At 64.3% G+C, this 21,720-nt stretch carries 24 protein-coding genes; 14 read left to right on the plus strand and 10 right to left on the minus strand.

Features of this window, described 5'->3' with window-relative positions:
• Positions 1 to 26 precede the first annotated feature (26 nt).
• The 6 genes from CLU94_RS05190 to CLU94_RS05215 all read left to right on the plus strand — a co-directional run bounded on the left by CLU94_RS05190 (position 27) and on the right by CLU94_RS05215 (position 4,775).
• On the plus strand, positions 27 to 1,397 hold the full coding sequence (locus CLU94_RS05190; RefSeq protein WP_099664857.1) for a DEAD/DEAH box helicase: 1,371 nt from the start codon (positions 27 to 29) through the stop codon (positions 1,395 to 1,397).
• Between the two features lie 243 nt (positions 1,398 to 1,640).
• Positions 1,641 to 2,441, plus strand: a complete 801-nt coding sequence (gene otnI, locus CLU94_RS05195) for a 2-oxo-tetronate isomerase (protein ID WP_099664858.1) — start codon at positions 1,641 to 1,643, stop codon at positions 2,439 to 2,441.
• Positions 2,442 to 2,529: 88 nt separating this feature from the next.
• Positions 2,530 to 3,348, plus strand: a complete 819-nt coding sequence (locus CLU94_RS05200; protein WP_099664859.1) for a hypothetical protein — start codon at positions 2,530 to 2,532, stop codon at positions 3,346 to 3,348.
• On the plus strand, positions 3,333 to 3,794 hold the full coding sequence (locus tag CLU94_RS05205) for a hypothetical protein (RefSeq protein ID WP_099664860.1): 462 nt from the start codon (positions 3,333 to 3,335) through the stop codon (positions 3,792 to 3,794). Before CLU94_RS05200 ends, CLU94_RS05205 begins: the two co-directional genes overlap by 16 nt.
• A gap of 83 nt (positions 3,795 to 3,877) precedes the next feature.
• Positions 3,878 to 4,294 carry a VOC family protein gene (locus tag CLU94_RS05210; protein ID WP_099664861.1) on the plus strand — a complete coding sequence of 139 codons (417 nt, stop codon included), beginning with the start codon at positions 3,878 to 3,880 and terminating at the stop codon, positions 4,292 to 4,294.
• A 109-nt stretch (positions 4,295 to 4,403) separates the two neighbouring features.
• Positions 4,404 to 4,775: a TraR/DksA family transcriptional regulator gene (locus CLU94_RS05215; protein WP_251350759.1), complete on the plus strand. Its 372-nt coding sequence runs from the start codon at positions 4,404 to 4,406 to the stop codon at positions 4,773 to 4,775.
• 187 nt (positions 4,776 to 4,962) lie between these two features.
• Here CLU94_RS05215 and phbB read toward each other — a convergent pair whose 3' ends face one another.
• Positions 4,963 to 5,709, minus strand: coding sequence for an acetoacetyl-CoA reductase (gene phbB, locus CLU94_RS05220; RefSeq protein WP_099664863.1), 747 nt, complete (start codon positions 5,707 to 5,709; stop codon positions 4,963 to 4,965).
• A 232-nt stretch (positions 5,710 to 5,941) separates the two neighbouring features.
• On the opposite strand from phbB, the gene CLU94_RS05225 reads away from it, so the two are divergent.
• Both CLU94_RS05225 and CLU94_RS05230 read left to right on the plus strand, forming a co-directional pair.
• Entirely contained in the window at positions 5,942 to 6,262 is a 321-nt protein-coding gene (locus tag CLU94_RS05225; protein WP_143451346.1) for a hypothetical protein, read from the plus strand.
• Positions 6,263 to 6,348: 86 nt separating this feature from the next.
• On the plus strand, positions 6,349 to 7,215 hold the full coding sequence (locus tag CLU94_RS05230; RefSeq protein ID WP_099664865.1) for a universal stress protein: 867 nt from the start codon (positions 6,349 to 6,351) through the stop codon (positions 7,213 to 7,215).
• 21 nt (positions 7,216 to 7,236) lie between these two features.
• On the opposite strand, the gene CLU94_RS05235 is transcribed toward CLU94_RS05230, so the two are convergent.
• From CLU94_RS05235 to CLU94_RS05265, 7 genes are all read right to left on the minus strand, one after another.
• A complete protein-coding gene (locus tag CLU94_RS05235; protein ID WP_077401630.1) occupies positions 7,237 to 7,596 on the minus strand; it encodes a hypothetical protein in 360 nt (119 codons plus the stop codon).
• A 196-nt stretch (positions 7,597 to 7,792) separates the two neighbouring features.
• Entirely contained in the window at positions 7,793 to 8,359 is a 567-nt protein-coding gene (locus tag CLU94_RS05240; protein WP_099664866.1) for a glycine zipper domain-containing protein, read from the minus strand.
• Positions 8,360 to 8,485: 126 nt separating this feature from the next.
• A complete protein-coding gene (locus tag CLU94_RS05245) occupies positions 8,486 to 9,229 on the minus strand; it encodes an amino acid ABC transporter ATP-binding protein (RefSeq protein ID WP_099664867.1) in 744 nt (247 codons plus the stop codon).
• Entirely contained in the window at positions 9,226 to 9,918 is a 693-nt protein-coding gene (locus tag CLU94_RS05250; RefSeq protein ID WP_099664868.1) for an amino acid ABC transporter permease, read from the minus strand. The genes CLU94_RS05245 and CLU94_RS05250 overlap by 4 nt, the downstream gene beginning before the upstream one ends.
• A complete protein-coding gene (locus tag CLU94_RS05255) occupies positions 9,918 to 10,595 on the minus strand; it encodes an amino acid ABC transporter permease (protein ID WP_099664869.1) in 678 nt (225 codons plus the stop codon). The genes CLU94_RS05250 and CLU94_RS05255 overlap by 1 nt, the downstream gene beginning before the upstream one ends.
• 20 nt (positions 10,596 to 10,615) lie before the next feature.
• Entirely contained in the window at positions 10,616 to 11,446 is an 831-nt protein-coding gene (locus CLU94_RS05260; protein ID WP_099668173.1) for a transporter substrate-binding domain-containing protein, read from the minus strand.
• A 119-nt stretch (positions 11,447 to 11,565) separates the two neighbouring features.
• The gene (locus CLU94_RS05265) at positions 11,566 to 13,704 is read right to left on the minus strand and encodes a serine hydrolase (protein WP_099664870.1); all 2,139 of its coding nucleotides are present in this window, start codon (positions 13,702 to 13,704) and stop codon (positions 11,566 to 11,568) included.
• Between the two features lie 167 nt (positions 13,705 to 13,871).
• On the opposite strand from CLU94_RS05265, the gene CLU94_RS05270 reads away from it, so the two are divergent.
• Together CLU94_RS05270 and CLU94_RS05275 are read left to right on the plus strand one after the other, a co-directional pair.
• A complete protein-coding gene (locus CLU94_RS05270) occupies positions 13,872 to 15,509 on the plus strand; it encodes a histidine kinase (protein WP_143451347.1) in 1,638 nt (545 codons plus the stop codon).
• Entirely contained in the window at positions 15,506 to 16,195 is a 690-nt protein-coding gene (locus CLU94_RS05275; RefSeq protein WP_099664872.1) for a LytR/AlgR family response regulator transcription factor, read from the plus strand. The genes CLU94_RS05270 and CLU94_RS05275 overlap by 4 nt, the downstream gene beginning before the upstream one ends.
• Positions 16,196 to 16,204: 9 nt before the next feature.
• Here the strand turns inward: CLU94_RS05275 and CLU94_RS05280 are convergent, their stop codons facing one another.
• Together CLU94_RS05280 and CLU94_RS05285 are read right to left on the minus strand one after the other, a co-directional pair.
• Positions 16,205 to 17,077, minus strand: coding sequence for a zinc-dependent peptidase (locus CLU94_RS05280; protein WP_099664873.1), 873 nt, complete (start codon positions 17,075 to 17,077; stop codon positions 16,205 to 16,207).
• 278 nt (positions 17,078 to 17,355) lie between these two features.
• A complete protein-coding gene (locus CLU94_RS05285; RefSeq protein ID WP_010396453.1) occupies positions 17,356 to 17,856 on the minus strand; it encodes a winged helix-turn-helix domain-containing protein in 501 nt (166 codons plus the stop codon).
• A gap of 479 nt (positions 17,857 to 18,335) precedes the next feature.
• On the opposite strand from CLU94_RS05285, the gene CLU94_RS05290 reads away from it, so the two are divergent.
• The 4 genes from CLU94_RS05290 (at position 18,336) to CLU94_RS05305 (ending at position 21,596) form a co-directional block, all read left to right on the plus strand.
• The gene (locus CLU94_RS05290; RefSeq protein ID WP_099664874.1) at positions 18,336 to 18,572 is read left to right on the plus strand and encodes a hypothetical protein; all 237 of its coding nucleotides are present in this window, start codon (positions 18,336 to 18,338) and stop codon (positions 18,570 to 18,572) included.
• 382 nt (positions 18,573 to 18,954) lie between these two features.
• Positions 18,955 to 19,956 (plus strand): ABC transporter substrate-binding protein, encoded by a 1,002-nt coding sequence (locus CLU94_RS05295; RefSeq protein ID WP_099664875.1) that lies wholly within the window; start codon positions 18,955 to 18,957, stop codon positions 19,954 to 19,956.
• A gap of 27 nt (positions 19,957 to 19,983) precedes the next feature.
• Positions 19,984 to 20,793 (plus strand): ABC transporter permease, encoded by an 810-nt coding sequence (locus CLU94_RS05300; RefSeq protein WP_369812242.1) that lies wholly within the window; start codon positions 19,984 to 19,986, stop codon positions 20,791 to 20,793.
• A gap of 11 nt (positions 20,794 to 20,804) precedes the next feature.
• Entirely contained in the window at positions 20,805 to 21,596 is a 792-nt protein-coding gene (locus tag CLU94_RS05305) for an ABC transporter ATP-binding protein (RefSeq protein ID WP_077401587.1), read from the plus strand.
• Positions 21,597 to 21,720: the final 124 nt, after the last annotated feature.

Here is a 21,720-nt window from a genome sequence, read left to right on the forward strand (position 1 = left end):
CAGGCCGATCTCACAATAAAGTTACCATGTCCTTTTCCTCCCTCGGATTGTCCGACGCTATCGTACGTGCCGTTACCGAACACGGCTACACCGTGCCGACCCCGATCCAGTCGCAGGCGATTCCCGCCGTGCTGGCTGGCGGCGACTTGCTGGCCGGCGCACAAACCGGTACCGGCAAGACGGCCGGCTTCACCCTGCCCGTGCTGCACCGCCTGTCGACCGACGCCAATGGCGCGGCCATCACCAGCAACACCTCGACGCGCCCGATCCGCGCCCTGATCCTGGCACCGACGCGCGAACTCGCCGCGCAGGTCGAGGAAAGCGTGCGCGCCTACAGCAAGTACACGAAATTGAACTCGGCCGTGATCTTCGGCGGCGTCGGCATCAACCCGCAGATCAAGCAACTGAAACACGGCGTCGACATCCTCGTCGCCACGCCGGGCCGCTTGCTGGACCACATGGGCCAGGGCACCGTCGACCTGTCGAAAGTGGAAATCCTGATCCTGGACGAAGCCGACCGCATGCTGGACATGGGCTTCATCCGCGACATCAAGAAAGTGCTGGCCGTGCTGCCGCCGAAACGCCAGAACCTGCTGTTCTCGGCCACGTTCTCGGAAGAGATCAAGGCCCTGGCCGACGGCTTGCTGAACAAGCCGGCCATGATCGAAGTGGCGCGCCGCAATTCGACCGTGGAAGTGATCAAGCAAAAGATCCATCCCGTCGACCGCGACAAGAAGCACCCGATGCTGTCCTACCTGATCAAGTCGAACAACTGGACGCAAGTGCTGGTATTTACGCGCACCAAGCATGGCGCGAATAAACTGGTCGAGCAACTGGGCGCGGACGGCATCGGCGCCCTGGCCATCCACGGCAACAAGAGCCAGTCGGCACGCACGCGCGCGCTGTCCGAGTTCAAGGATGGCACCCTGCAAGTGCTGGTCGCCACCGACATCGCCGCGCGCGGTATCGATATCGACCAGTTGCCGCACGTCGTCAACTACGACTTGCCGAACATTCCGGAAGACTATGTGCACCGTATCGGCCGCACGGGCCGTGCCGGCGCCAAGGGCGAAGCCGTGTCGCTGGTTTGCGTGGATGAGCACGAAATGTTGAAAGACATCGAAAAGCTGATCAAGCAAACCCTGCCGCGCGAAGTCATCGAAGGCTTCGAGCCGGACCTGAACGCCCGCGCCCAGCCTGTGCAATTGCGCAGCGGCACCGGTGGTCACCGCAACAACAGCCGCGCGCCAGCGGGCGCCGTGGTGCGCGTGAAAACGGGCGGCAGCGGCGCCAAGCCACGCAGCGCCGGCCCATCGGGCGGCGGTGGCGGCGGCAACCGTTCGGGCAATGCGCCGCGTTCGGCGGCGAACCATCGCTCCGGCGGCCGCGGCCGCTAAAACGCGGCCTTAAAGCTACTGCGCGGGGCGCTATGGCGTTTGCGTTGCTCGCCGTACTCTTGTACGGCTGCGCGACTCGACGCAATATCACTCCCGCTCGCTACGCTTTCAGGCCCCGTTTACCTGTATTAAAAATACAATAAAACCGTTCCAGGACTTGCTCCTGGGACGGTTTTTTTATGCACGCCACCATTTGCCGATTTGGGCTAGGATAGTGCCCATCATCCTCACCTGCGTGCTGCCATGCCGAACTTCGCTGCCAACCTCAGCATGATGTTTACCGAACTGCCCTTCCTGGACCGCTTTGCCGCCGCCAGGGAAGCGGGCTTCGATGCCGTCGAATTTCTTTTCCCCTATGCCGTCGAGGCGCGGCAGATCGCCATGCGGCTGGAACGCCACCAGCTGCATCTGGCCCTCTTCAACTTCCCGCCCGGCGACTGGGAACACGGCGAGCGGGGCATCGCCTGCGATCCGCGCCGGGGCGAGGAATTCCGCGGCAACGTGCAACTGGCGCTCAATTACGCGCTGGCGCTGGGCGCGAAGCAGTTGCACTGCATGGCCGGCATCGTGCCGCCCGGCATGAGCCTGGAGCGGGCGCGGCAAAGCCTGATTGCCAATCTGCAATATGCGGCCGACGCCTGCCGTCCGCATGGCATCAACGTGCTGATCGAGCCCATCAACCGCTACGACATGCCCGGTTACTTCCTGAACCATAGCCAGCAGGCGGCCGACATCATCGCCGACTGCCAGCGCGGCAATGTCTTCCTGCAATACGACATTTATCACATGCAGCGCATGGAGGGTGAACTGAGCAACACCATCCGCGCCCTGCTGCCCCTGATCCGCCACATCCAGATCGCCGACACGCCGGGCCGCCACGAACCGGGAACGGGCGAGATCAACTACCGCCATCTGTTCAAACTGCTGGACCAGGTCGGCTACGCAGGCTGGGTCGGCTGCGAATACCGCCCCGCCAGCGATACCGTCGCGGGACTGGGCTGGCGCGAGCAATTGACGGGCACAGCAGGCACGCCGGGCGCCTGATCGCAGCGCGCTTGCGCCCGCACAAGGCGGCCGGCGCAAGCCGGCACGACAATACCTTTCCATACAGTATTTCCTGTCGAGAGGTGCCGTGTCCACCCTGCCTGCCCGCCATCGCCGCGCCCTTTGCCTGAAGCTGTACCTGAGCCTCTTCCTGGCTGCCGTGCTGTGCGGCTGCGCCACCGCGCGCCCCGAGCTGGCGCAGGTGCGCGCCCTGGCGGCCGGCGCCGATGCCTTGACCGCCTTCAACGAACTGGCGCAGCGCCACGTGGACACTTACCAGCGCGCCCGCCCCTATCTGTCGCCGGCCGAAGACGCGCGCGAGCGCCTGCTCGATGCGCAGCGCCGCGCCGCGCAGGCGGACGTGGCGCGTTTGGCGCAAGCCGTGCGCCTGTACCTGCAGGCGCTGGGCCGGCTGGCCGATGCCGATGCGTATGACGTGCGGCCCGAACTGGCCGGCGCCGGCGCCGCCATCCGCGCCTGGCCAGGCAGCGGCATCGACGACCGCCATGTCAGCGCCTACACCTTGTTGCTGCAGCAACTATCGCGCCTGGGCGGCGCGGCCAGCCAGCAGGCGCACCTGGCGCAAGTACTGCACGAGGGCGATGCGCCGCTGCAAGCCCTGCTGGCCGCGCTCGACAGCTTGCTGGCGCTGTACGACAAGAGCGGCGATAACGAGCGCGACATGGTGCTCGGCTTGCTCGACGTGGAAATCGCGTATGCGGACACGCCGCAGCAGCGCCTGCTGGCCGTGCTGGCGAAAAACATGCAGCAAAGCAAGACCGAGGAATATCGCCTGGCTGGCCTGCGCCATACCCTGGCACGCCGGCAACTGGCGGCACTGGGGCGCGAACACGCCCAGCTCGCCGCCGCCCTCACCACCACGGAGGCAAGATGGACGGATCGGTAGGCAGCGAACGCCGCGAAGCGGCTCTCAGCAGCGCCATGCGCGTCGAGCAATTGGCCGACAGCCTGTCGCAGGCGGCCGTCACCTTGCACGGCGCCGTCATGCGCGCCATCCGCAAGCGCGCCAGCCAGGGGGGAAACGGCATCAGCCTGAGCCAGGCGCAAGCCGTCTTCGCCCTGGAAGTGGCCTTGCGCCAGCAAGCCAACCAGCTGTATGCCGATGCGGCCGGGCACACGGTGGCGGGCCTGGAAACGGCGCAGCGCCAGCTCAGTGGCCTGCTCGACACGGTACGCCTGCGCATCGCCCGCAACGACGACGTGCGGCACTGGATCAGCCTGGCGACGAGCTTGTTGCACCTGGGCAGCGCCGTCCTCGCCGGCAATCCCGAGCGCATCCTCGGCGCCCTGGGCAAGGTGCGTGAGCGGCTGCAAGAGATGGCGCCGGACTGATTGAAATCGGCTGGCAAGCGCCTATACTGGGACGTCCCCGCCTGGCAATCGTGCCTGCGGGACGATGACCAGAGGAGACCAACATGCGTATCGAACCGTATTTGCAATTCGATGGAAACTGCGCGCAAGCGCTGGAATATTACCGCCAGCACCTGCATGGCAGCGACCTGTGCCTGATGCCGTATCGGGGCTCGCCGGCCCAGGAGCAAGTCAAGGAAGACTGGTACGACAAGATCATGCACGGCTCCGTGCAACTGGGGCCGACCATGCTGATGGGCTCGGACGGCGGCTGCGACGAGGGCGCCAAGGGCATGAGCGGCAGCGCGATCTGCCTGACCGTCGACACGCCGGAGGAGGCGGAACGGGCCTTCGACGCGCTGGCGCGCGACGGCACCATCCAGATGCCCCTGGCGGAAACATTCTGGGCCAAGCGCTTCGGCATGCTGAAAGACCAGTTCGGCATCGCCTGGATGATCAACTGCCTGAAAGAACCAGCATAGAACGGCCGCTGCCAGCCTGCGCCGCGTCAAACGCGGCGCGGGTGGTAGCGCAAGCAGAGTCGCCCATCCTGGACTACCATATAGGACAGACTCTTAACGGGTGATGGCCATGAATGGATTGCCGCAAGACCAGCTGCAGCGCCTGCAGGGCGTGCTGGAGCAACGCAAGCTGGCGTTGCTGGAACAGATCGAGAATGAAGCGGCCGAAGCGGACGCGCGCGCCTCGCTGCTCAATGAAATCGAAGCCTCGCCGGCCGACAACGCCAGCGTGCGCACCTTGAATGCCCTCGTCAGCGAAGCGGCCGAACACAACGTGGCGCAGCTGGCCATCATCAAGCACGCGCTGGCCAAGTTTGCCGACGGCAGCTACGGCCTGTGCGACAACTGCGGCGAAGCCATCGGCCTGTCGCGCCTGAATGCGCGTCCCGAAGCGCGCCTGTGCATCGATTGCCAGACGCGGCTGGAAAAAGCCCAGCGCTAGGCCGGGCAGCGGCGCCGCATGTCACCAGCCGTTGCAGCATGACAAAGGGCAAGGCATCGCTGCCCTGCCCCCTGCCTTCCTTCCTTGCTGCTGCCTTGCGTCCCCCGCCAGCTTCTGTGCGCCGGCTGGGTGGACGGGTCTCCTCTACTGCCATTGCCCTGCTTCAAGTATCCGGCTGCATGCCGGATCAACTCATGTGCTGCCCGCCATTGATGGCGATATTCGCGCCCGTGACGAAGGCCGCCTCCTCGGACGCCAGGTAAGCGACCAGAGCCGCCACCTCGTCCGGCTCGCCCAGGCGGCCCAGGGGAATCTGCGGCAGGATCTTCGTTTCCAGGATATCGGCCGGCACGGCCGTCACCATCTGCGTGCGCAGGTAGCCGGGCGAGACCGTGTTGACGGTGATGCCGTGGCGCGCCACTTCCAGCGCCAGCGCCTTGCTGAAGCCGTGCACGCCCGCCTTGGCGGCCGCATAGTTGCACTGGCCAAACGCGCCCTTCTGGCCATTGACGGACGAGATATTGATGATGCGGCCCCAGCGGTTGGCCAGCATCGGTTCGAGCACTTGCTTGCTCATGTTGAACAGGCTGTCGAGATTGGTGCGCATGACCTCGGCCCAGTGCGGCAATTCCATCTTGCGCATGCTCTGGTCGCGCGTGATGCCGGCGTTGTTGACCAGCACATCGACCCGGCCGAACTTTGCCAGCACGCTTGCCACGGCCTCGCTGCAGGCATCGAAATCGCTCACGTCGACGGCCAGCGGGTGGAAATAATACTGCTGCGCCTGTTGCTCGTCGAGCCAGCTGCCCACCCGCGCATTGCCCGGCGTATGCGCCGCCACGACGGCAAAGCCCGCCCCATGCAGGCGCCGGCACAAGGCCGTGCCCAGGCCGCCCATGCCGCCCGTGACCAGTGCTACCTTTTGTTCCTTCATTGCTGTCTCTCCCCGCTTGTTATGGTTGTTCTGCGTGGGATCAAGTGTAGGTGGCACTTTTGAAGCGGGCATTGCGCCAGATCAAAGGCTGAGCCTGCGTATTGCAGCGTCCGTCTGCGCTGCATCCATGCAGAGACAATTATCAAAATTATACTCCTCAAAGAGGTGATGGCACCTCGACAGGCAGGTCGTGCAAACCTTGCTTGACGGTAAGACTCACAGGGAGAACGCGATGGAAATCCAGGACGACACAGAAGCATTGAGGGACTTGTTCAACGATATCAATCCCGGCATGAGCGACGTGGAATCCGTGCATCAGGCGGAGCTCGATCCACAGCATGCGCTGGCCCTGATGGCCAACCCGAAAGCGGCGCTGAAAGCCATGGGCATCCCCGTCAGCGATGCCTCGCAAGTGCAGGTGACGATGAAGAACCGCGCCAGCCGCGCCATGCCGGAGGTGGCGCAAAAGGCGGCGCAATTGCGGCGCGTCGTCGTCATCGTGATTCATTACCGCAACTGCGACGCCGACATCATCATCATCGCCATGAGCTGAGGCAACAAGCACCGGCCGCAGTCGTGCGCGGCCGGCACCCGGGACTGTGCCAGAATGGCCACTACTGCACAGCGAGAGGACAGGCCATGACATACAAGACCGTATTGCTCCACATCGACGACAGCGCCGGGCGCGCCGCCCGCATCGACGCGGCGGCCAGCATCGCCCAGGCGTGCGGCGGCCACCTGACGGGCGTGGCGCTGACGGGCGTGTCGCGCCTGCTGTACCAGAACCAGCCCGACCTCGATGCGGACCCGAACCTGAGCTTGCACCTCAATTTTCTGCGCGAGCGGGCGACGCGCGCCCTCGACGGTTTCGAGGCGCAGGTGCGCGCGGTCGGCGTCGCTTCGTTCGAACAGCGCGTGCTCGACGACGAGGCGGCGGGCGGCATCAGCCTGCTGGCCCGCTATGCGGACCTGGTCGTCATCAGCCAATACAATGCCAGCGATAGATCGCCGTCCGTGATGCGCGACTTTCCCGCCTATGTGCTGCTGCATTCGGGCCGTCCCGTGCTGATCGTGCCGTATGCGCCGCCGCTGCCCCGGCTGGCGCCGCCGGCGGCCGCGCGCAATGTGCTCATTTCCTGGAACGCCAGCAAGGAAGCGAGCCGCGCCGTGAGCGCCGCCCTGCCCCTGCTGCAGCGCGCCGGACAAGTCCACGTGGCCATCTTCGACGCCCAGGTGCATGCCGCCGAGCACGGCGAACAGCCGGGCGCGGAACTGACGCACTACCTGGCGCGCCACGGCGTGGAAGCGCGGCTGCATTTGCTCGATGGCGGTGGCGTGCGGCGCGGCGATATCGGCGAAGCGCTGCTGTCGCAGGCGGCCGACCTGTCGGCCGACTTGCTGGTGATGGGGGCGTATGGCCATTCGCGCCTGCGCGAAACCATCCTGGGCGGCGTCACGCGCACGATCTTGCAAAGCATGACGATCCCCGTGCTGATGGCGCACTAGGCGGGCGGACTGAAGGCAGGGCTAGCCACCCTGCCAGGGCTGGCTGCGGATCTTCGCCACCTGGCGCTGCGCCAGCCACTGCCACAGCTGCAGGGCCGCGTCCTGCGGCAAGGCCGACATGTGGCGCGGCGTGGCCAGGGCGATTTCACAATCGCGGTCCGACCATTCCTCGAAAGTGACTTCGCCTCCGCTAGCGACCTCGACCTGATACATCAAGCCATCGTCGTAGCCAAAGCGCAACAGGACGGCGGCCGGGCTGCCGTCCGGCGTGACGGCGCCGCCGCGGTATACCTCGGCCAGCGCATCGGCCAGCTGTGCCGGCGAGGGCGCGCAGATGTCGCGCCCATCGGCCCGTGTCAGAATGAACCATGCCTGTGTCATGACGCGCCCTCCTATCCATACTCGTTAGCATGCGAGGCAAGTACTACGGGCAGTCACCTTGGTCCAGTGTCACTTCGGGCGCGCGGAAACTATCCCTGTCGGCATTGTTTACCAATAATTACTCATACTAACAAGGATCATACCTAAATTTCATGCAGCGCGGAATTTATGCATCTTGCGCCACAGAAGCGCCAATTCACGCCACCAGCACGGGAATGCTGAGCGGATCGAAATCATGCCAGTCGCCATTGGCGATCGTGCCTTCCGCTTCCTCGATATGCTCGGCGCCCAGCCGGTGCAGCGCCTCGAGCGCCCGTTCGCGCTCGTCGAGGCCGCCCAGCGCGACGGCGATCAGCATGCCCGGATGGCGTGGCTGGCGGCGGTTTTCACCGTTGTCTTCGCCATTCTTCTCGGCTTCGCCCGCTTCCTTCATCTTGTTGAAACTGTAGAGCGAGCCCACGTGGGCGCCCACCAGCGCCCCGACGACCGGCCCCAGCGGCCCTGTCGCCAGGGCGGTGGCCGCGCCGATGCCCGCGCCCAAGGCGGCCCCGACGGCCACACCTTCCACCACACCCTCCGGCGTTTCCTTCGCGCCCGGCGACATGTCGCGGTCGCCGCCCAGCGCGTGCAGATCATGCTGCCCCGGCTGGTTGACAAAAAAGGCGCTGATGCGGCTGTCGGAAAAGCCCGCCTGGTTCAGCGCGGCGCGCGCGACGTCGATCTGTTCCTGCAACTGAAAATGACCTGCGATGATGCGTGACATGATACGGCCCTCCTCGTCGGCTGCTGGCGCACCATGCGCCGCCTCGATAGCGTGCGCCAGACAACGCCAGGATACCGTTCGCTTACGCACACAGCCGCTTACTCCCATGCCCAATCATATGCTCACTCAAGCAGACGCGCTGAAGGGGCTGCGGATATCCGACAGGAATTGCTGCGCGCGCGCATGTTGAGGCCGCGCAAAGAAATCCTCGGGCGCGGCCCGTTCCAGCACTTGCCCGTGATCCATGAACCAGACGCGGTCCGCCACTTCGCGCGCAAAGCCCATTTCATGCGTCACGCACACCATCGTCATGCCGCCCTGCGCCAGGTCGCGCATCACTTGCAGCACTTCGCCCACCATTTCCGGGTCCAGCGCGCTGGTCGGTTCATCGAACAGCATCAGCGGCGGCTGCATGGCCAGCGCGCGGGCAATCGCCACGCGCTGCTGCTGCCCGCCCGACAGGGCCGCCGGCATGGCGCGCGCCTTGTGCGCGAGGCCCACCCGTTCCAGCAGGGCCAGCGCCCGCTCTTCCGCTTCCTTGCGGCTCAGGCCGCGCAAGCGCTGCGGCGCCAGCGCGCAATTGTCCAGCACGGAAAGGTGCGGAAACAGGTTGAATTGCTGGAAGACAAAACCGATATGCGAACGGAAGGCGTTCACGTCCAGCCCCGGCGCGTGGATGTCCTGGCCCGCCACCGTGATGCGGCCCGAGGCGATCGGTTCCAGCCGGTTGATGGTGCGGATCAGGGTGGACTTGCCGGAACCGGACGGCCCGCACACCACCAGCACTTCGCCCTTGGCGACGTGTTCATTGATGCCGCTCAAGGCGTGATACTCGCCATAGTATTTGTTGACGTTGTCAAAGGTAATCATGCAGCCGCTTTCAAGAGTCGCGCCTGGCGCCGCTCGAGCCAGAAGGCGGCGCGCGACAGGCTGAAACATAAGACAAAGTACGTCATGCCCAGCAAGAAATACACTTGCACGGGTTTCGTCAGCACCAGGCCATTGACTTGCGAGGCGATGAACGACACTTCGGCCAGGCCGATGATGTATCCCAGCGAGGTTTCCTTGATGGTCGAGACGAACTGGTTGACCAGGGACGGCAGCATGTGGCGCAGCGCCTGCGGCAGCACCACCGTGCGCATGCTGTCCAGATAGTTCAAGCCCAGCGAACGGGCCGCCTCCACCTGTCCGCGCGGCACCGCTTGCACGCCGGCGCGCACGATTTCCGCCAGATAGATGCCGTCGAAGATGACGAGGGCCGCCAGCATGGTGCCGAATTGCCCGCTTTCATGGCCGGTGAGGCTGGGCAGGAAGAAATACGCCCAGAAGATGACGAGCAGCAAGGGGATGCCCCGCACCACGTGGATCAGCGCGGCGACGGGCCAGCGCAGCAGGCGCCAGGGACTCAGGCGCGCCAGCCCCAGCAGCAAGCCGAATGGCAGGCTGAGCACCAGCGCCAGGCTGGCCAGCAGCACCGTCAGCGCCAGGCCGCCCAGCGGCCCCTCGGGATAGCGTCCCACAAGGAAATACAGCCAGTAATCGTGGATCAGTTCCAGCATCAGGACACCTTCTTTTGCAGCAAGGCCGCCAGGCCCGCGATCACCAGGGAAACGGCCAGATAGGCCACGCTGGCGAAGACGAACGCTTCCACGCTGCGGAACGAGGCCGCTTCCACGCGCTGCGTCTGGTACATCAGCTCGGCCACGCCGATGACGGTGGCGATGCTGGTGTTTTGCCACAGGTTCAGGGTTTGCGACAGCAGCGGCGGCGCGGCCAGGCGCAAGGCTTGCGGCACGATGCACAGGCGCATGGTGGCGAGAAAGCCGAAACCCAGCGCCCGGCCCGCCTCGAATTGCTGGGCAGGAATGGCGCGGATGCCGCTGCGGATGTCTTCCGCCATGTAGGCGGCCGTATATAAGGTCAGGGCCGTGACGGCGCTGACGGCTTCGATATTGCCGGCATACAAGCGCTCCTTCCAGGCGTCGGGCAGCAGTTCGGGCGCGCCGAAATACCAGAACAGGAAGTGGGCCAGCAAGGGCACGTTGCGGATCAGCTCGACATACGCGGCGCCCAGCCCGTTGAGCAGGCGCGACGGCGCCAGGCGCAGCATGGCCACGCCGCACGCCAGCGGCAGGGACAACAGCAAGGTGATACCCATCAGGCGCAAGGACAGCAGCAGGCCGGACAGCAACCAGCCGCGGTAGTCGCCGGCCAGCAAAAAGTTCAGATCAAACATGCGGAAGAGTCAGGCAAGGTTCAGGCGTCGATCTTGTCCGATTCAATTTTAAATGTGCGTTTCTGGAATTTCACATTGCTCGTCGGGCCATACCATTTGAAGAACAGTTTTTCCGCCTCGCCCGACTTTTCCAGTTCCCGCAACACCTTGTCGACGGCGGTTTTCACGCCCGTCTCGCCCTTGCGGATGCCGAAGGCAAAGACTTCCTGGCTGATGTTTTGCGGCAGCACAATGTAATCCTTTTGCGCGGCGCCCAGCTTGGCGTAGTTGTTGAGCAAGGAGACTTCATCGTCGACATAGCCGACGCCCTTGCCTTGCTGCAAGCCCAGATAGGCCTGGCCCGCCGTCTCGAACGTCACCACGTCCACGCCGGGCACGGCCTTGCGGATATTCGGTTCCTGCGTGCCGCCCTTGACGGTCAGCACTTTCTTGCCGGCCAGGCCAGCGACCGTCGTGATATTGCTGCTTTTTTTCACCAGCACGCGCTGGCCCGTGTAAAACGTGGACAGGGAAAAATCGACCAGCGCTTCGCGTTCCTTGTTGTGCGTCAAGGACGCCGTCAGGATATCGATGCGGCCCTGCTGCAGTTCGGGAATGCGGGCGGCCACGGCCAGCTGCTTGATCACCGGCTTGACGCCCAGGCCCTGGGCGATGGCGCGGCACAGGTCCACTTCATAGCCGACCAGCTGGCGCGACTTGGCGTCGATGAAACTGTTCGGCTCGTCCGTGCCCAGGGTGCCGCAGACCAGCTCGCCCTTCGCCTTGATGGCGGCCAGCTGGTCCGCTTGCGCCACCTGCGTGAAGGCGATGGAGGTGAAAAAAAGCGCGGCGAAGTGTAGGCGGGTCTGCATGAAATTCCTCTGGTGGACAATGAATGCCGCCATTAGACCGCAGCGCTCTTATTTCCAAAAAGGAATCTTTTCACCCTTGCTTATGAAGAATTCATCTAAGGCATCAACGAAGACATCAACTAAGGCGCCAGCGCCTTCGTCTCGCCGCCGAGTCGGATGATCGCCGCCCTGGCCCCCACGGCGCCCGGATAGCGGGGGTCGAGCTGCAGCGCCTGCCTGTACGCCTCGAGCGCCTGCGGGCGCAAGCCTTGCTCCACATAAAACTCGGCCAGGCTGTCCTGCAGATTCGCGTCGCGCGGATGCAGGCTGGCGGCCGCCTGCAGCACGGCCATGCCTTGCGCCACGGCGCCGCTGCCTTTCAGGCGGTACGCTTCCAGGTTCAGCGCCGCCGGACTGGCCGCGCCCAGCGGGTCGCGGGCCAGCGCCAGGCGCAGGGCCGCGAGGGCGGGTTCCGTCTTTCCGGCGCGCAACAAGGTCAAGCCGTGCAGCGCATGCGCGCGGTCGCTGAGCGGATACAGTTCCACGGCCAGGCGGCTGGCCGCCAGCGCCGCATCCGCCTCGCCGCGCGCGGCCGACGCTTGCGCCAGATCAAGCAACTCGGGCACGAAATCGGGATAGGCGCGCTGGCCGCGGAAGGCCGTGCGCAACCGGCTATCCAGGGCGGCGATGGATGCCAAGGCGGGCGCGGCCGGCCAGGCGATGGCGGCCGTGCGGTCCCAGCTGGCGGCCAGGGCCACGATGGCTTGCTCGAAGGCGGGGTCGAAACGGGGCACGGTGCCGGCCTTTGCATCTTGCGACAAGCGGACATAGTCGCGCGCAAACGCCAGCGCGCCGCCGCGCGAGTAGGTATTCAGGTCGACGCCCGATGCGCGCAATGCCCCGGCCATGCTGGCGCCGGCCGCGAGAAACACGCGGCCGCCCGCGGGATGGCGGGCCGCCTCGATGTAGGCGCGCGCCGCCTGGGCGTCGGGCGCCAGCGCCTGGCGGTTGATGTGCGTGAAGGCTGCGCGCGTGGCGGCCGCATCGGCATACGCCTGATCCGTGCGTTCGGCGTAGGCGCGGCCCTCTTCGAACAGGCCTTGCGCCACCTGGTAGGCGCGCTGCGCGCCCGCATCGGCGATATACGTGTTCAACTGCCACGGTTCGCCCGTGACCACTTCGAACAGGCGCTGCACGAAGGCTTCGGGATTGACGCGCTCGAGATTGGCGGCGACGGCAATGGTGAGCTTGCGCGAAGGAAAGCTGTACAGGTAAGTGACGGTTTCCGGCTGCTGGCCGCCGTGGGCGATGGCGTAGCGCCCGCCCGTCGGCAGGATTTCCCAGCCCATGCCGTAATTCGTCAAGCGGCCCGCGCGCGTGGCCATCGGCTGCACCATGGCGGCCACGCTGGCCGCCGACAGGATCTTGCCTGCGTGAACGCCCCGGCCGAAGGCCAGCATGTCGGGCACGCTGGCGCGCGTGCCGCCGGCCGAAAAGCGGCTGCTGATGTCGACGAATTCCGAATTCTTCAACTCCTTGCCGGCCAACCGGTAGCCGCGCACGCGGTGCGCAATGACGGCGTCCGGGTCGTCCATCACGGTGGCGTCCATGCCCAGCGGCCCCCACACGTGGCGCCGCATGTAGCCGCCATAGCTCTCGCCCGAGGCGGCCTCGATGACGGCGCCCAGCAGGTTGTAGCCATAGCTGGTGTAGCGGAAGCGCGTGCCCGGTTCGGCGATCAGGTCGAACTGCTCGAAGACGGCGATGGACTGGCGCGTATCCTTGTGCTCCTTGAAATGCTGTTCCACCCTGCTGTCGCGGTAGGCGTCGATGCCGCCCAGGTGGCCCAGCAGCTGGCGCACCGTCACGGGAAACGGCTTGACGGGGAAATACGGCACATAGGTTTGCACGGGCGCATCCAGGTCGATCTTGCCCTGTTCGACCAGTTGCAAAATGGCCACCGCCGTCATGGGCTTGGTGACGGACGCCAGCCGGTAGCTGGACTGGGCCGTGGCCGGCACGCGGTTTTCCAGGTCCGCATAGCCATAGCCTTTTACCCATTCCACGTCGCCCTGGCTGAAACCGACGGTGACGCCCGGGATGCGCTCCGCCCCCATGCGCCGGGCCGCCCAGCCGTCGAAATCGGCCAGGCGCGCGGCCAGCGCGGCGGACGGAGCAGCGGGTGAAACAGAGGATGGGGCGGAGGCGGCCTGCGCCACGCCGCAGAACAGCGCCAGCGCGCCGGCGAAACCGTAGTATTTGCTGCTTTGCATAGTCATGATTCCATGGTGAGGGCCGTGTGCACAGCACGGCGCTGATGCATGGTAAGTGTCTTTCACACGCCGTTGGCGGGCCGTGCACGAAATGCACGTGGCCCGCACGAACGGCACCGAAACGGCTGAAAATGTTGCAAAGGGGTAGTAAATGAGCAGCTACAATGCCCGCCATGCCCTCCCTCTTCCGCTACCTGTTGCTATGCTGCCTGGCCTTGCCCTCTTTCGCCTGCGCCATGCATCCGCTCTCGCTGGACGACGGCTGGCACACCTGCGGCAACACGGCTTCCGCGCCCGCCTCGCTGCAGCAGCTGGTCCGGCCGGGCCAGCTGCTGTGCGTCGAGCGCGATGTCGCCCTGGCCGCCACGCCGTCGTCGACGCAATTGCTGGTGCTGTCGGCGCTGGCCGCCAGCGAGCTGTGGCTCGATGGGGTCTTGATCGGCAGCAATGGCCAGCCGGCCCGCCAGGCCAGCGGGGAGCGCGCGGGCGACGTCGATTTCGCCCTCCACCTGAGGCCGCAGCAATTGGCCATGGGCACGCACCACCTGCGCCTGCTGCTGTCGACGCAGCAGGTGCCGGCCCACCTGGCATCGCCATTCTATGCGCTGTACCTGGTCGACCGGCACGATTACCGCGCGGCGCTGGCCTGGTACCGGTTGCCGCCACTGCTGCTGGCCGGGGCGCTGGGCGCCGTCGCCCTGCTGTTTCTCGCCTTGACGGCACTGTACCAGCGGCAGCGGCACTGGGCCATGTTTGCGGCGCTGTGCCTGGCGGCGGCGCTGCTGCTGGTGGCGGAACTGTGGCGCAGCTTTGCCGGCTATGCCTATCCCTCGCACATGCCGCGCCTGTACGCCGTCAGCGCCCTGACCTGGCTGTTTTCCGCCTTGCTGCCCCTGTATTTTTATACGGCTTACCGCCTGCCCCGCTGGCCGCTGGCGGCGGCGGTGCTGCTGGCGGGCATCGCGCTGGCCGGCGCGCTGCCCACGCATTTCGACGCCCGCTGCTGGCTGATGTTTCTGACGGGCCTGGCGGCGAGCCTGGCGCTCAACCTGGTCGCCCTGTGGCGCCGCCTGCCGGGCAGCCGCGGCGGCACCTTGATCGCGCTGGCGTCGTGCGCCCTGTTCCTGCTGACGGGCAGCCAGTTTGCCGAAGGCGGCTTCGCCCTCGTCGTGTGCTTCCTGCTGCTGCCTGTATGCGCGCAATTGCTGGCGCAGCTATTGCGCGAACGCAGCAAGGCGGCGCGCGCCCAGCAGCTGGAAAACCAGCTCTTGCGCAAAAGCATGCAACCGCACTTCCTGATGAATTCCCTCAGCCTGATCAGCGAACTCAACGCGCAATCGCCGCAGGCGGCCGAAACCTTCATCGAGGCGCTGGGGGCCGAATTACGCATGCTCAACGAATTCGCGCAGCAGCCCAGCATTGCCCTGACGCAGGAACTGGCCCTGTGCGAGAATTACCTGAGCATCATGGGCACGCGGCTGCAGCAGCCGTGCCGTTTGCAGCTCGACGGCGAGGCGGCGGGCATCACCGTGCCGCCCGCCCTGTTGCTGACGGCGCTGGAAAATGCGTTCAGCCACAACCGCTACCGCCACGGCGCGGCCTTTATCCTGCGCATCGCACAACATGCGCAAACGCAAATACTTACCTTGCTGCTGCCCGAAGGCGAGGCGCGCGCCCATGCGGGCGGCGGCGTGGGCGAACAGTACATCCGCGCCAGCCTGCACGCCGTGTTCGGCGATGCGGCCAACTATGCCAGCGCGCAGCATCCGGCAGGCTGGCGCCTCACCTTTACCTTGCCGGCGGCGCCATGAATGTGTTGATACTGGAAGATGAACCGCTGATCGCGCAAGGCCTCGAACGCGAAGTGCGCGCGCATTTCGGCGCGCGCCTCGGCAATCTCGTGCTGCATGACAATGTGCCGCAAGCGCTGGCCGCCCTGGCGCAGGGGCAGGTCGATTTGCTGCTGCTGGATTTGAACCTGCACGGTGCGGACGGCTATGATTTGCTGCGCCTGGCCGCCGATGCGCGCTTCCAGACCATCATCGTCTCGGCCCACGCGGAACGCTCGATCACGGCCTTCGAATTCGGCGTGCTCGATTTCGTCGCCAAGCCTTTCAGCCGCGAACGCCTGCACAAGGCGCTGCAACGCTATACGGGGCGGCACACGGAAGCGGCTTCGCTGTCCGTCAAGAAACGGGGGGCGCTGGAATGGATCGCCATGGCCGACATCGACCACGTGCAAGCCGATGGCCACTACAGCAATATCGTGTTGTGCAGCGGCGAGCAATGCTTTCACGACTTGCCTATCGACAAGCTCATGGCCCTGCTGCCGCCCCACTTCCTGCGCGTGCACCGCTCCTACATCGTCAACAGCCTGGGCTTCAAGCGGCTGCAGATCGGCGCGGGCGGCAAATACGCGCTCGACACGCAGACGAGCACGGGCATCCCCGTGTCGCGCAGCAGCTATCCCGCGCTGAAACAACGGTTGCTGGGCTGACGTTCCCGCTTACCAGTGCGGTGCGTAGTTGGGGAATGGCGAGGCCATGTGTTCGGGTTCCACGGGCGGCGCCATCCAGTCGCGCGGGTCGACCTTGTAGTACTGCAAGAATTGCGCATACAGTTCTTCATGGTGTTCCGCCATCTGGTACGGCTTTTCAAAGAAGGTTTCCGTGGCCACGGCAAAGAATTCGGCGGGATTGGTGGCGCCGTAATGGTCCATCACGCTTTGCTGCTGGTACATGGCGTCGTGGCGCAGGTTGTCGAAGTCGCGCGACAGCACGGTGGCCCAGCTGCGGTAGCTCGACACGCTGGGCAAATACGGCGCGCCATTCGCGGCACCTGACTCACTGTCGAGCTGGTGGGCGAATTCATGCAGCACGACATTGTGGCCGTCGCTCCAGTCGGCCGCGCCCCGCTGCACGTGGTCCCAGGCCAGCACCACGCGGCCATCGCCCCAGGATTCGCCCAGCAAGCCATTCGCCGACGGCGTCACCACGCCGCCCGGCCCCACTTCATTGCGCGTGACGATGAATTCCGTGGGATACACGAGGATGGTGTCGAGTTCGGGATACACCTGCGTCTGGCGGTTCAGCAGCAGCAAACAAGCCTGACCGGCGATGGTGTAGCGCATCTCGTCCGTGATTTCCAGGCCGCCGCAACCGACGAATTTCTTTTGATACAGGAATTGCACGACGAGACGGCGCAACTGCTCCTGCAGCGGCGCCGGCATATGCTTATAGACGGGGATATTGTTTTCCAGCACGGCCAGGCCTTCGGCCGGCAAGGGTTTCGCCAGGGCCCGCTTCAAACGCCAGCGGGGGAACCACAGTGAAAAGACGATGGCCGCCGTGACGAGGGCGATCCACAGCAGCGGGTTCATGCGGCGGCCCGTTTCAGGACAATGAGAGCGATGCAGGAGAACACGGCGTAGGCAGACAAGGACAAGCTCCTTCAAGTGAACCCGCACGGCGCGGGCAGCAGTCCAGCCCACATGGGGATGCTTGCAGTCTTTTCAATCAGACCACGTTCAATCGACTCACCTCGGATGGTTCGGCACAACGCCAAAAGCCGGGTCGCAACCCGGCTTTCGACATGCGTCTGATAATACGAACCACAAACGACGTCCGCCAGCCGCCAGGCGGCCGTTCAAGCGCCGTATTACTCGGCAGCCTTTTGCTGCGGCGCACCAAACAGGGCGGCGACCAGCGGATCGCGCGTCACGGGACCACGGTTGACGCGGATGGCGTAATGCGTGTCATCGGCCAGGATGTGGAAGTGACGGCCGCTGCCTGCCATGCTTTGCTCGCGCAAGCCTGGACGATCCTTGCGCGGTGGCGCGCCTTCGCGTTTTGGCTGGACGATGGCGGCCAGGAAGGCGCGCACGCGCTCAGGGTCTGGCGTCAGCTGGTACACTGCCTTGCCCAGGTAGGTGGCCGTGCCTTCGATGTAGCGGGCCAGTTCGATCACGCCCGCTTCGCGCAGGTCGCGGATGTATTTGCGGGCGCCCGATGGCGAAAACTTGAGGAACCAGGCGATTTCGTCGGCCAGCATCTCGTGCAGCGACAATTCGCCGATCAGCTTTTGCATGTTTTCGATGCGGCGCAGGGTGGCCGACGTCGAACGCACGCGCTCGATCGGTGCCATGGAAATGGGATTCATGCGTTCCGGGGGGATAGGTGCTGCGCGTTCTACCATTTGCGAGCCTTTTTCGGGGCTACGAAGTTCCTGGTGCGCTGCCTTTAATTCGCTCTTCACGTGAGACTGAGTCATTGCATGCATTTGAATACTCCTTTTAAACGATTGCCGGTAGCCCGGATTGTTAAGTTCTTGGCAATTTTTATACCAGAACACCACGAATCCTGAGCGTCTGGGCACAGAATGCCCGTGTCGGCGGCTGCGGTCTGTGCGTTAACGAACATTAGAAGCAAGAAAGTGAAAAATATTGCCCTACTGAATTCTTTCTCTCGTGGCATCTAAAAAAGACATCTAAAAAACCGGCATGACGAGCCTGTGCCGCCATTCGTGGCGCAAAGTGAAATAGCGAACAGAAGCGGAAACGCCATTGCAATAAATTCAAGCTTCGCGCGCGGCGCCTGCCGCCCGCATCGCGAATCTTCGACTCTTGCAAAGGAAACATCATGAAAATGCCCGCCCTGTTGGCCGCCGCCTTGCTTGTCACCCTGTCCGCCTGTAAGAAACCGGCCGAGCCGCCCCTGCCCGAAACGGCGCCCAATCCCGCTTCCACCCCGCAAGTGATGCCTGCCCCCGTCACGCCAGCCATGCCGGACGCGGGTGCCGGCAGCACGACGCCGCCTGCGCCGCTGACCGATCCCGCCACCGCGCCCGCCCTGCCGCCGGCCACGGCGCCGAAGTAAAGCCTACAGTCGAGGCCGGCACACGGCCTCAGACGGGCGCCCGCGCGGCGCCACCCCTACTCCACGGGGGAGTTACGCGTTGCCAGCCTGTTTGCAACGCGTTTTTTTACGATTGGAGTCGGCCACGCCCTGAAGGTTCACCGGCATGCGGCTCCGAAAATGCGGCAATCCGCACAGCCTTTCCCCTCGTCGTGCGGAAAGACGGAATCTCGCCATTTCCCATTTTCACTAGATTCAAATTAAACCTTTATAAACAATCACTTGCAATAAACGTCAAAATGCGCTCCACTGGCACGGAAGATGCTTTTATATTTTCATAACCGCCGTCAGAGCGGCAGCCCGACCCACTATATAAAACCATCTACCTTTTGGAGACAACAGCATGGCACGCACCTTCCGCATCTCGTCCTTCCTGAACACCAAGGCACTGACCGTCGCCGTCGCACTGGCCGCGCAATTCCCGCTGGCCGTCCATGCGGCCGACCTGGTCCGCCTGGGCAACCTGAAATTCGCCCATTACGGCGCCGTCGCCTACATGAAGGAAATCGCGCCCAAATACGACTTGAAAATTGAAGAGCGCATCTTCGCCAAGGGCCTCGACATCGTGCCGGCCATGATCGCCGGTGAAATCGACGTGTCCGCCAGCGCGCTGGAAGCGGCCATCACGGGCCGCGCCACGGGCTTGCCCGTGTACCTGGTGGGCGGCTTCGCCAAGGGCGGCGTGCAGATCGTCGGCCGTCCCGACCTGAACATCAAGGGCATCGCCGACCTGAAAGGCAAGAAAGTCGGCGTCACGCGCGGCGGCCCGCAGGAAATCCTGCTGTTTGCCGAATTGACCAAGGCCAAGCTGACCTGGTCCGACAAGCCGGGCAAGGACGTGCAGATCCTGTACATGGGCTACCCGGACTTGAACCAGGCGCTGCTGACCAAGGATATCGACGTCATGAGCCAGTCCGAGCCGTACTCGACCCAGGCGATCCACAAGAAATACGGCGCGGCCATCATCAAGCCTTACGACACGCCGCTGGGCGAGCCCGTGCGCGCCCTCGTGATGACGGAAAAGATGTACAAAGAGAAACCTGCCGTGGCCCAGCGCTTCATGGATTGCTTCGTCGCCGCCACGCGCGCCTTCCTGGCCGACCCGAAACTGGCGGAAAAATACGTGCGCGAATCGATGTTCAAGAACCAGATCACGACCGAGGATTACCGCGACGCCATCGACAACGCCATCTTCACGGAAGACATCACGCAAAGCCACGTGCAGCTGACCACCGATTACATGGTGAAATTCGGCGTGGGCCGCATGGCCAAACCGCCTGCGGCACAGGATTGGGTCAAGCTGGACCTGCTGGAAAAAGCCAAGAAATCCTACGCACCACGCTAATCTGAAAGTATCACGATGAATATTCAAATGATGAAACGCTTCGCGCACGGTGCCGCCGTGCCCGTGGCCGTGCTGCTGCTGTGGCAAGCCATGTCGACGTTCGGCTGGATCAACCCGCAAATCCTGCCCTCGCCCGTGGCCGTACTGGTGAAATGGTATGAATACCTGGTGCCGATGGAAGCCTACACGCCCGAAACGGGCAATTACCTCGTGTGGATGTTCTCCGGCGAGTTGCCGCACGACGCCTGGGCCAGCCTGTCGCGCGTGCTGGGCGGCTTCGCCATCGGCGCCGGCCTGGCCTTGCCGCTGGGCTTGCTGATGGGCACCAACAAGACCATCTATAAACTGTTCGACCCGCTGGTGCAGGTGCTGCGCCCGATTCCGCCCATCGCCTACATTCCGCTGGCCATTTTGTGGTTCGGCCTGGGCAACCCGCCCGCTTTCTTCCTGATCAGCATCGGCTCCTTCTTCCCCGTGCTGATGAATACCATCGCCGGCGTGCGCCAGGTCGACGGCATCTACATCCGCGCCGCGCGCAACCTGGGCGCCAGCCAGATGACCATGTTCCGCCGCGTCATCCTGCCGGCGGCCACGCCCTACATCCTGGCGGGCGCGCGCATCGGCATGGGCACGGCCTTCATCGTCGTGATCGTGGCGGAAATGATCGCCGTCAATAGCGGCCTCGGTTTCCGCATCCTGGAAGCGCGCGAATATTTCTGGTCTGACAAGATTATCGCCGGCATGTTCACCATCGGCCTGTTCGGCCTGGCCATCGACATGGCCATGAATGCCCTGAATAATCATTTGCTGCAGTGGCACCGCGGCCTGGAACACTGAGAGGAACGGCCATGACCACGATCAATATCAATGCAGTCAATAAAATCTTCACCACGGGCGGCGCGGACGTCATCGCCCTGAAGGATATCAACCTGGAAATCGCCAGCGGCGAGTTCATCTGCCTGCTGGGACCGTCCGGCTGCGGCAAGTCGACCCTGCTCAACGCCATCGCCGGCTTTTCGCAGCCAACGTCGGGCCAGATCCTGGCCGGCGGCAAGCTGATCACCGAGCCCGGTCCCGACCGCGGCATGGTGTTCCAGGAATACGCGCTGTTCCCCTGGATGACCATCGAGAGCAATATCGCTTTCGGCCTGGAAATCGCCGGCAAGACGCCGGCCGAAATCAAGGAACGGGTCGACATGCTGCTGAGCATGCTGGGCTTGACGGAATTCCGTGCCCGCTACCCGAAAGACTTGTCGGGCGGCATGCGCCAGCGCGTGGCGATTGCCCGCGTGCTGGCCCTCGATTCGCCGATCATGCTGATGGATGAACCGTTCGGCGCGCTGGACGCCTTGACGCGGCGCAACCTGCAAGATGAATTGCTGAAAATCTGGAAAGTCTTCGGCACCACCATCGTCTTCGTCACGCACTCGATCGAGGAATCGATCTACCTGGCCGACCGCACCATCGTCATGACCTACCGTCCCGGCACCATCAAGCGCGACGTGGCCATCGAACTGCCCCGCCCGCGCGACCCGAGCGACCCGGAGTTCAACCGCCTGAAGCGCATGCTGGGCGAGATGGTGATGGAAGAGCAACAGCGCCATCATAACGCCGAGACCATGGCCAGCACCGCTGATTAGTGGTGTCTGACCAAACCTACTGCGCGTCGGTATAGGCGGCCTGCGATGCTCACCGTACTAGAGTACGGTTCCGCTTCTCGGCCACCTCTCCCTTCCGCTCGCTACGGTTTTGTCAGACACTGCA

This window comes from Janthinobacterium sp. 13 (assembly GCF_002749695.1).
In the GTDB taxonomy this organism is placed as follows: Bacteria; Pseudomonadota; Gammaproteobacteria; order Burkholderiales; family Burkholderiaceae_D; genus Janthinobacterium; species Janthinobacterium kumbetense.

Coding starts and splice junctions, on each gene's coding strand:
- CLU94_RS05190 (WP_099664857.1), top strand. CDS start 27: ATGTCCTTTTCCTCCCTCGGATTGTCCGACGCTATCGTACGTGCCGTT.
- otnI (WP_099664858.1), top strand. CDS start 1,641: ATGCCGAACTTCGCTGCCAACCTCAGCATGATGTTTACCGAACTGCCC.
- CLU94_RS05205 (WP_099664860.1), top strand. CDS start 3,333: ATGGACGGATCGGTAGGCAGCGAACGCCGCGAAGCGGCTCTCAGCAGC.
- CLU94_RS05210 (WP_099664861.1), top strand. CDS start 3,878: ATGCGTATCGAACCGTATTTGCAATTCGATGGAAACTGCGCGCAAGCG.
- CLU94_RS05215 (WP_251350759.1), top strand. CDS start 4,404: ATGAATGGATTGCCGCAAGACCAGCTGCAGCGCCTGCAGGGCGTGCTG.
- phbB (WP_099664863.1), bottom strand. CDS start 5,709: ATGAAGGAACAAAAGGTAGCACTGGTCACGGGCGGCATGGGCGGCCTG.
- CLU94_RS05225 (WP_143451346.1), top strand. CDS start 5,942: ATGGAAATCCAGGACGACACAGAAGCATTGAGGGACTTGTTCAACGAT.
- CLU94_RS05230 (WP_099664865.1), top strand. CDS start 6,349: ATGACATACAAGACCGTATTGCTCCACATCGACGACAGCGCCGGGCGC.
- CLU94_RS05235 (WP_077401630.1), bottom strand. CDS start 7,596: ATGACACAGGCATGGTTCATTCTGACACGGGCCGATGGGCGCGACATC.
- CLU94_RS05240 (WP_099664866.1), bottom strand. CDS start 8,359: ATGTCACGCATCATCGCAGGTCATTTTCAGTTGCAGGAACAGATCGAC.
- CLU94_RS05245 (WP_099664867.1), bottom strand. CDS start 9,229: ATGATTACCTTTGACAACGTCAACAAATACTATGGCGAGTATCACGCC.
- CLU94_RS05250 (WP_099664868.1), bottom strand. CDS start 9,918: ATGCTGGAACTGATCCACGATTACTGGCTGTATTTCCTTGTGGGACGC.
- CLU94_RS05255 (WP_099664869.1), bottom strand. CDS start 10,595: ATGTTTGATCTGAACTTTTTGCTGGCCGGCGACTACCGCGGCTGGTTG.
- CLU94_RS05260 (WP_099668173.1), bottom strand. CDS start 11,446: ATGCAGACCCGCCTACACTTCGCCGCGCTTTTTTTCACCTCCATCGCC.
- CLU94_RS05265 (WP_099664870.1), bottom strand. CDS start 13,704: ATGACTATGCAAAGCAGCAAATACTACGGTTTCGCCGGCGCGCTGGCG.
- CLU94_RS05270 (WP_143451347.1), top strand. CDS start 13,872: ATGCCCTCCCTCTTCCGCTACCTGTTGCTATGCTGCCTGGCCTTGCCC.
- CLU94_RS05275 (WP_099664872.1), top strand. CDS start 15,506: ATGAATGTGTTGATACTGGAAGATGAACCGCTGATCGCGCAAGGCCTC.
- CLU94_RS05280 (WP_099664873.1), bottom strand. CDS start 17,077: ATGAACCCGCTGCTGTGGATCGCCCTCGTCACGGCGGCCATCGTCTTT.
- CLU94_RS05285 (WP_010396453.1), bottom strand. CDS start 17,856: ATGAATCCCATTTCCATGGCACCGATCGAGCGCGTGCGTTCGACGTCG.
- CLU94_RS05290 (WP_099664874.1), top strand. CDS start 18,336: ATGAAAATGCCCGCCCTGTTGGCCGCCGCCTTGCTTGTCACCCTGTCC.
- CLU94_RS05295 (WP_099664875.1), top strand. CDS start 18,955: ATGGCACGCACCTTCCGCATCTCGTCCTTCCTGAACACCAAGGCACTG.
- CLU94_RS05300 (WP_369812242.1), top strand. CDS start 19,984: ATGATGAAACGCTTCGCGCACGGTGCCGCCGTGCCCGTGGCCGTGCTG.
- CLU94_RS05305 (WP_077401587.1), top strand. CDS start 20,805: ATGACCACGATCAATATCAATGCAGTCAATAAAATCTTCACCACGGGC.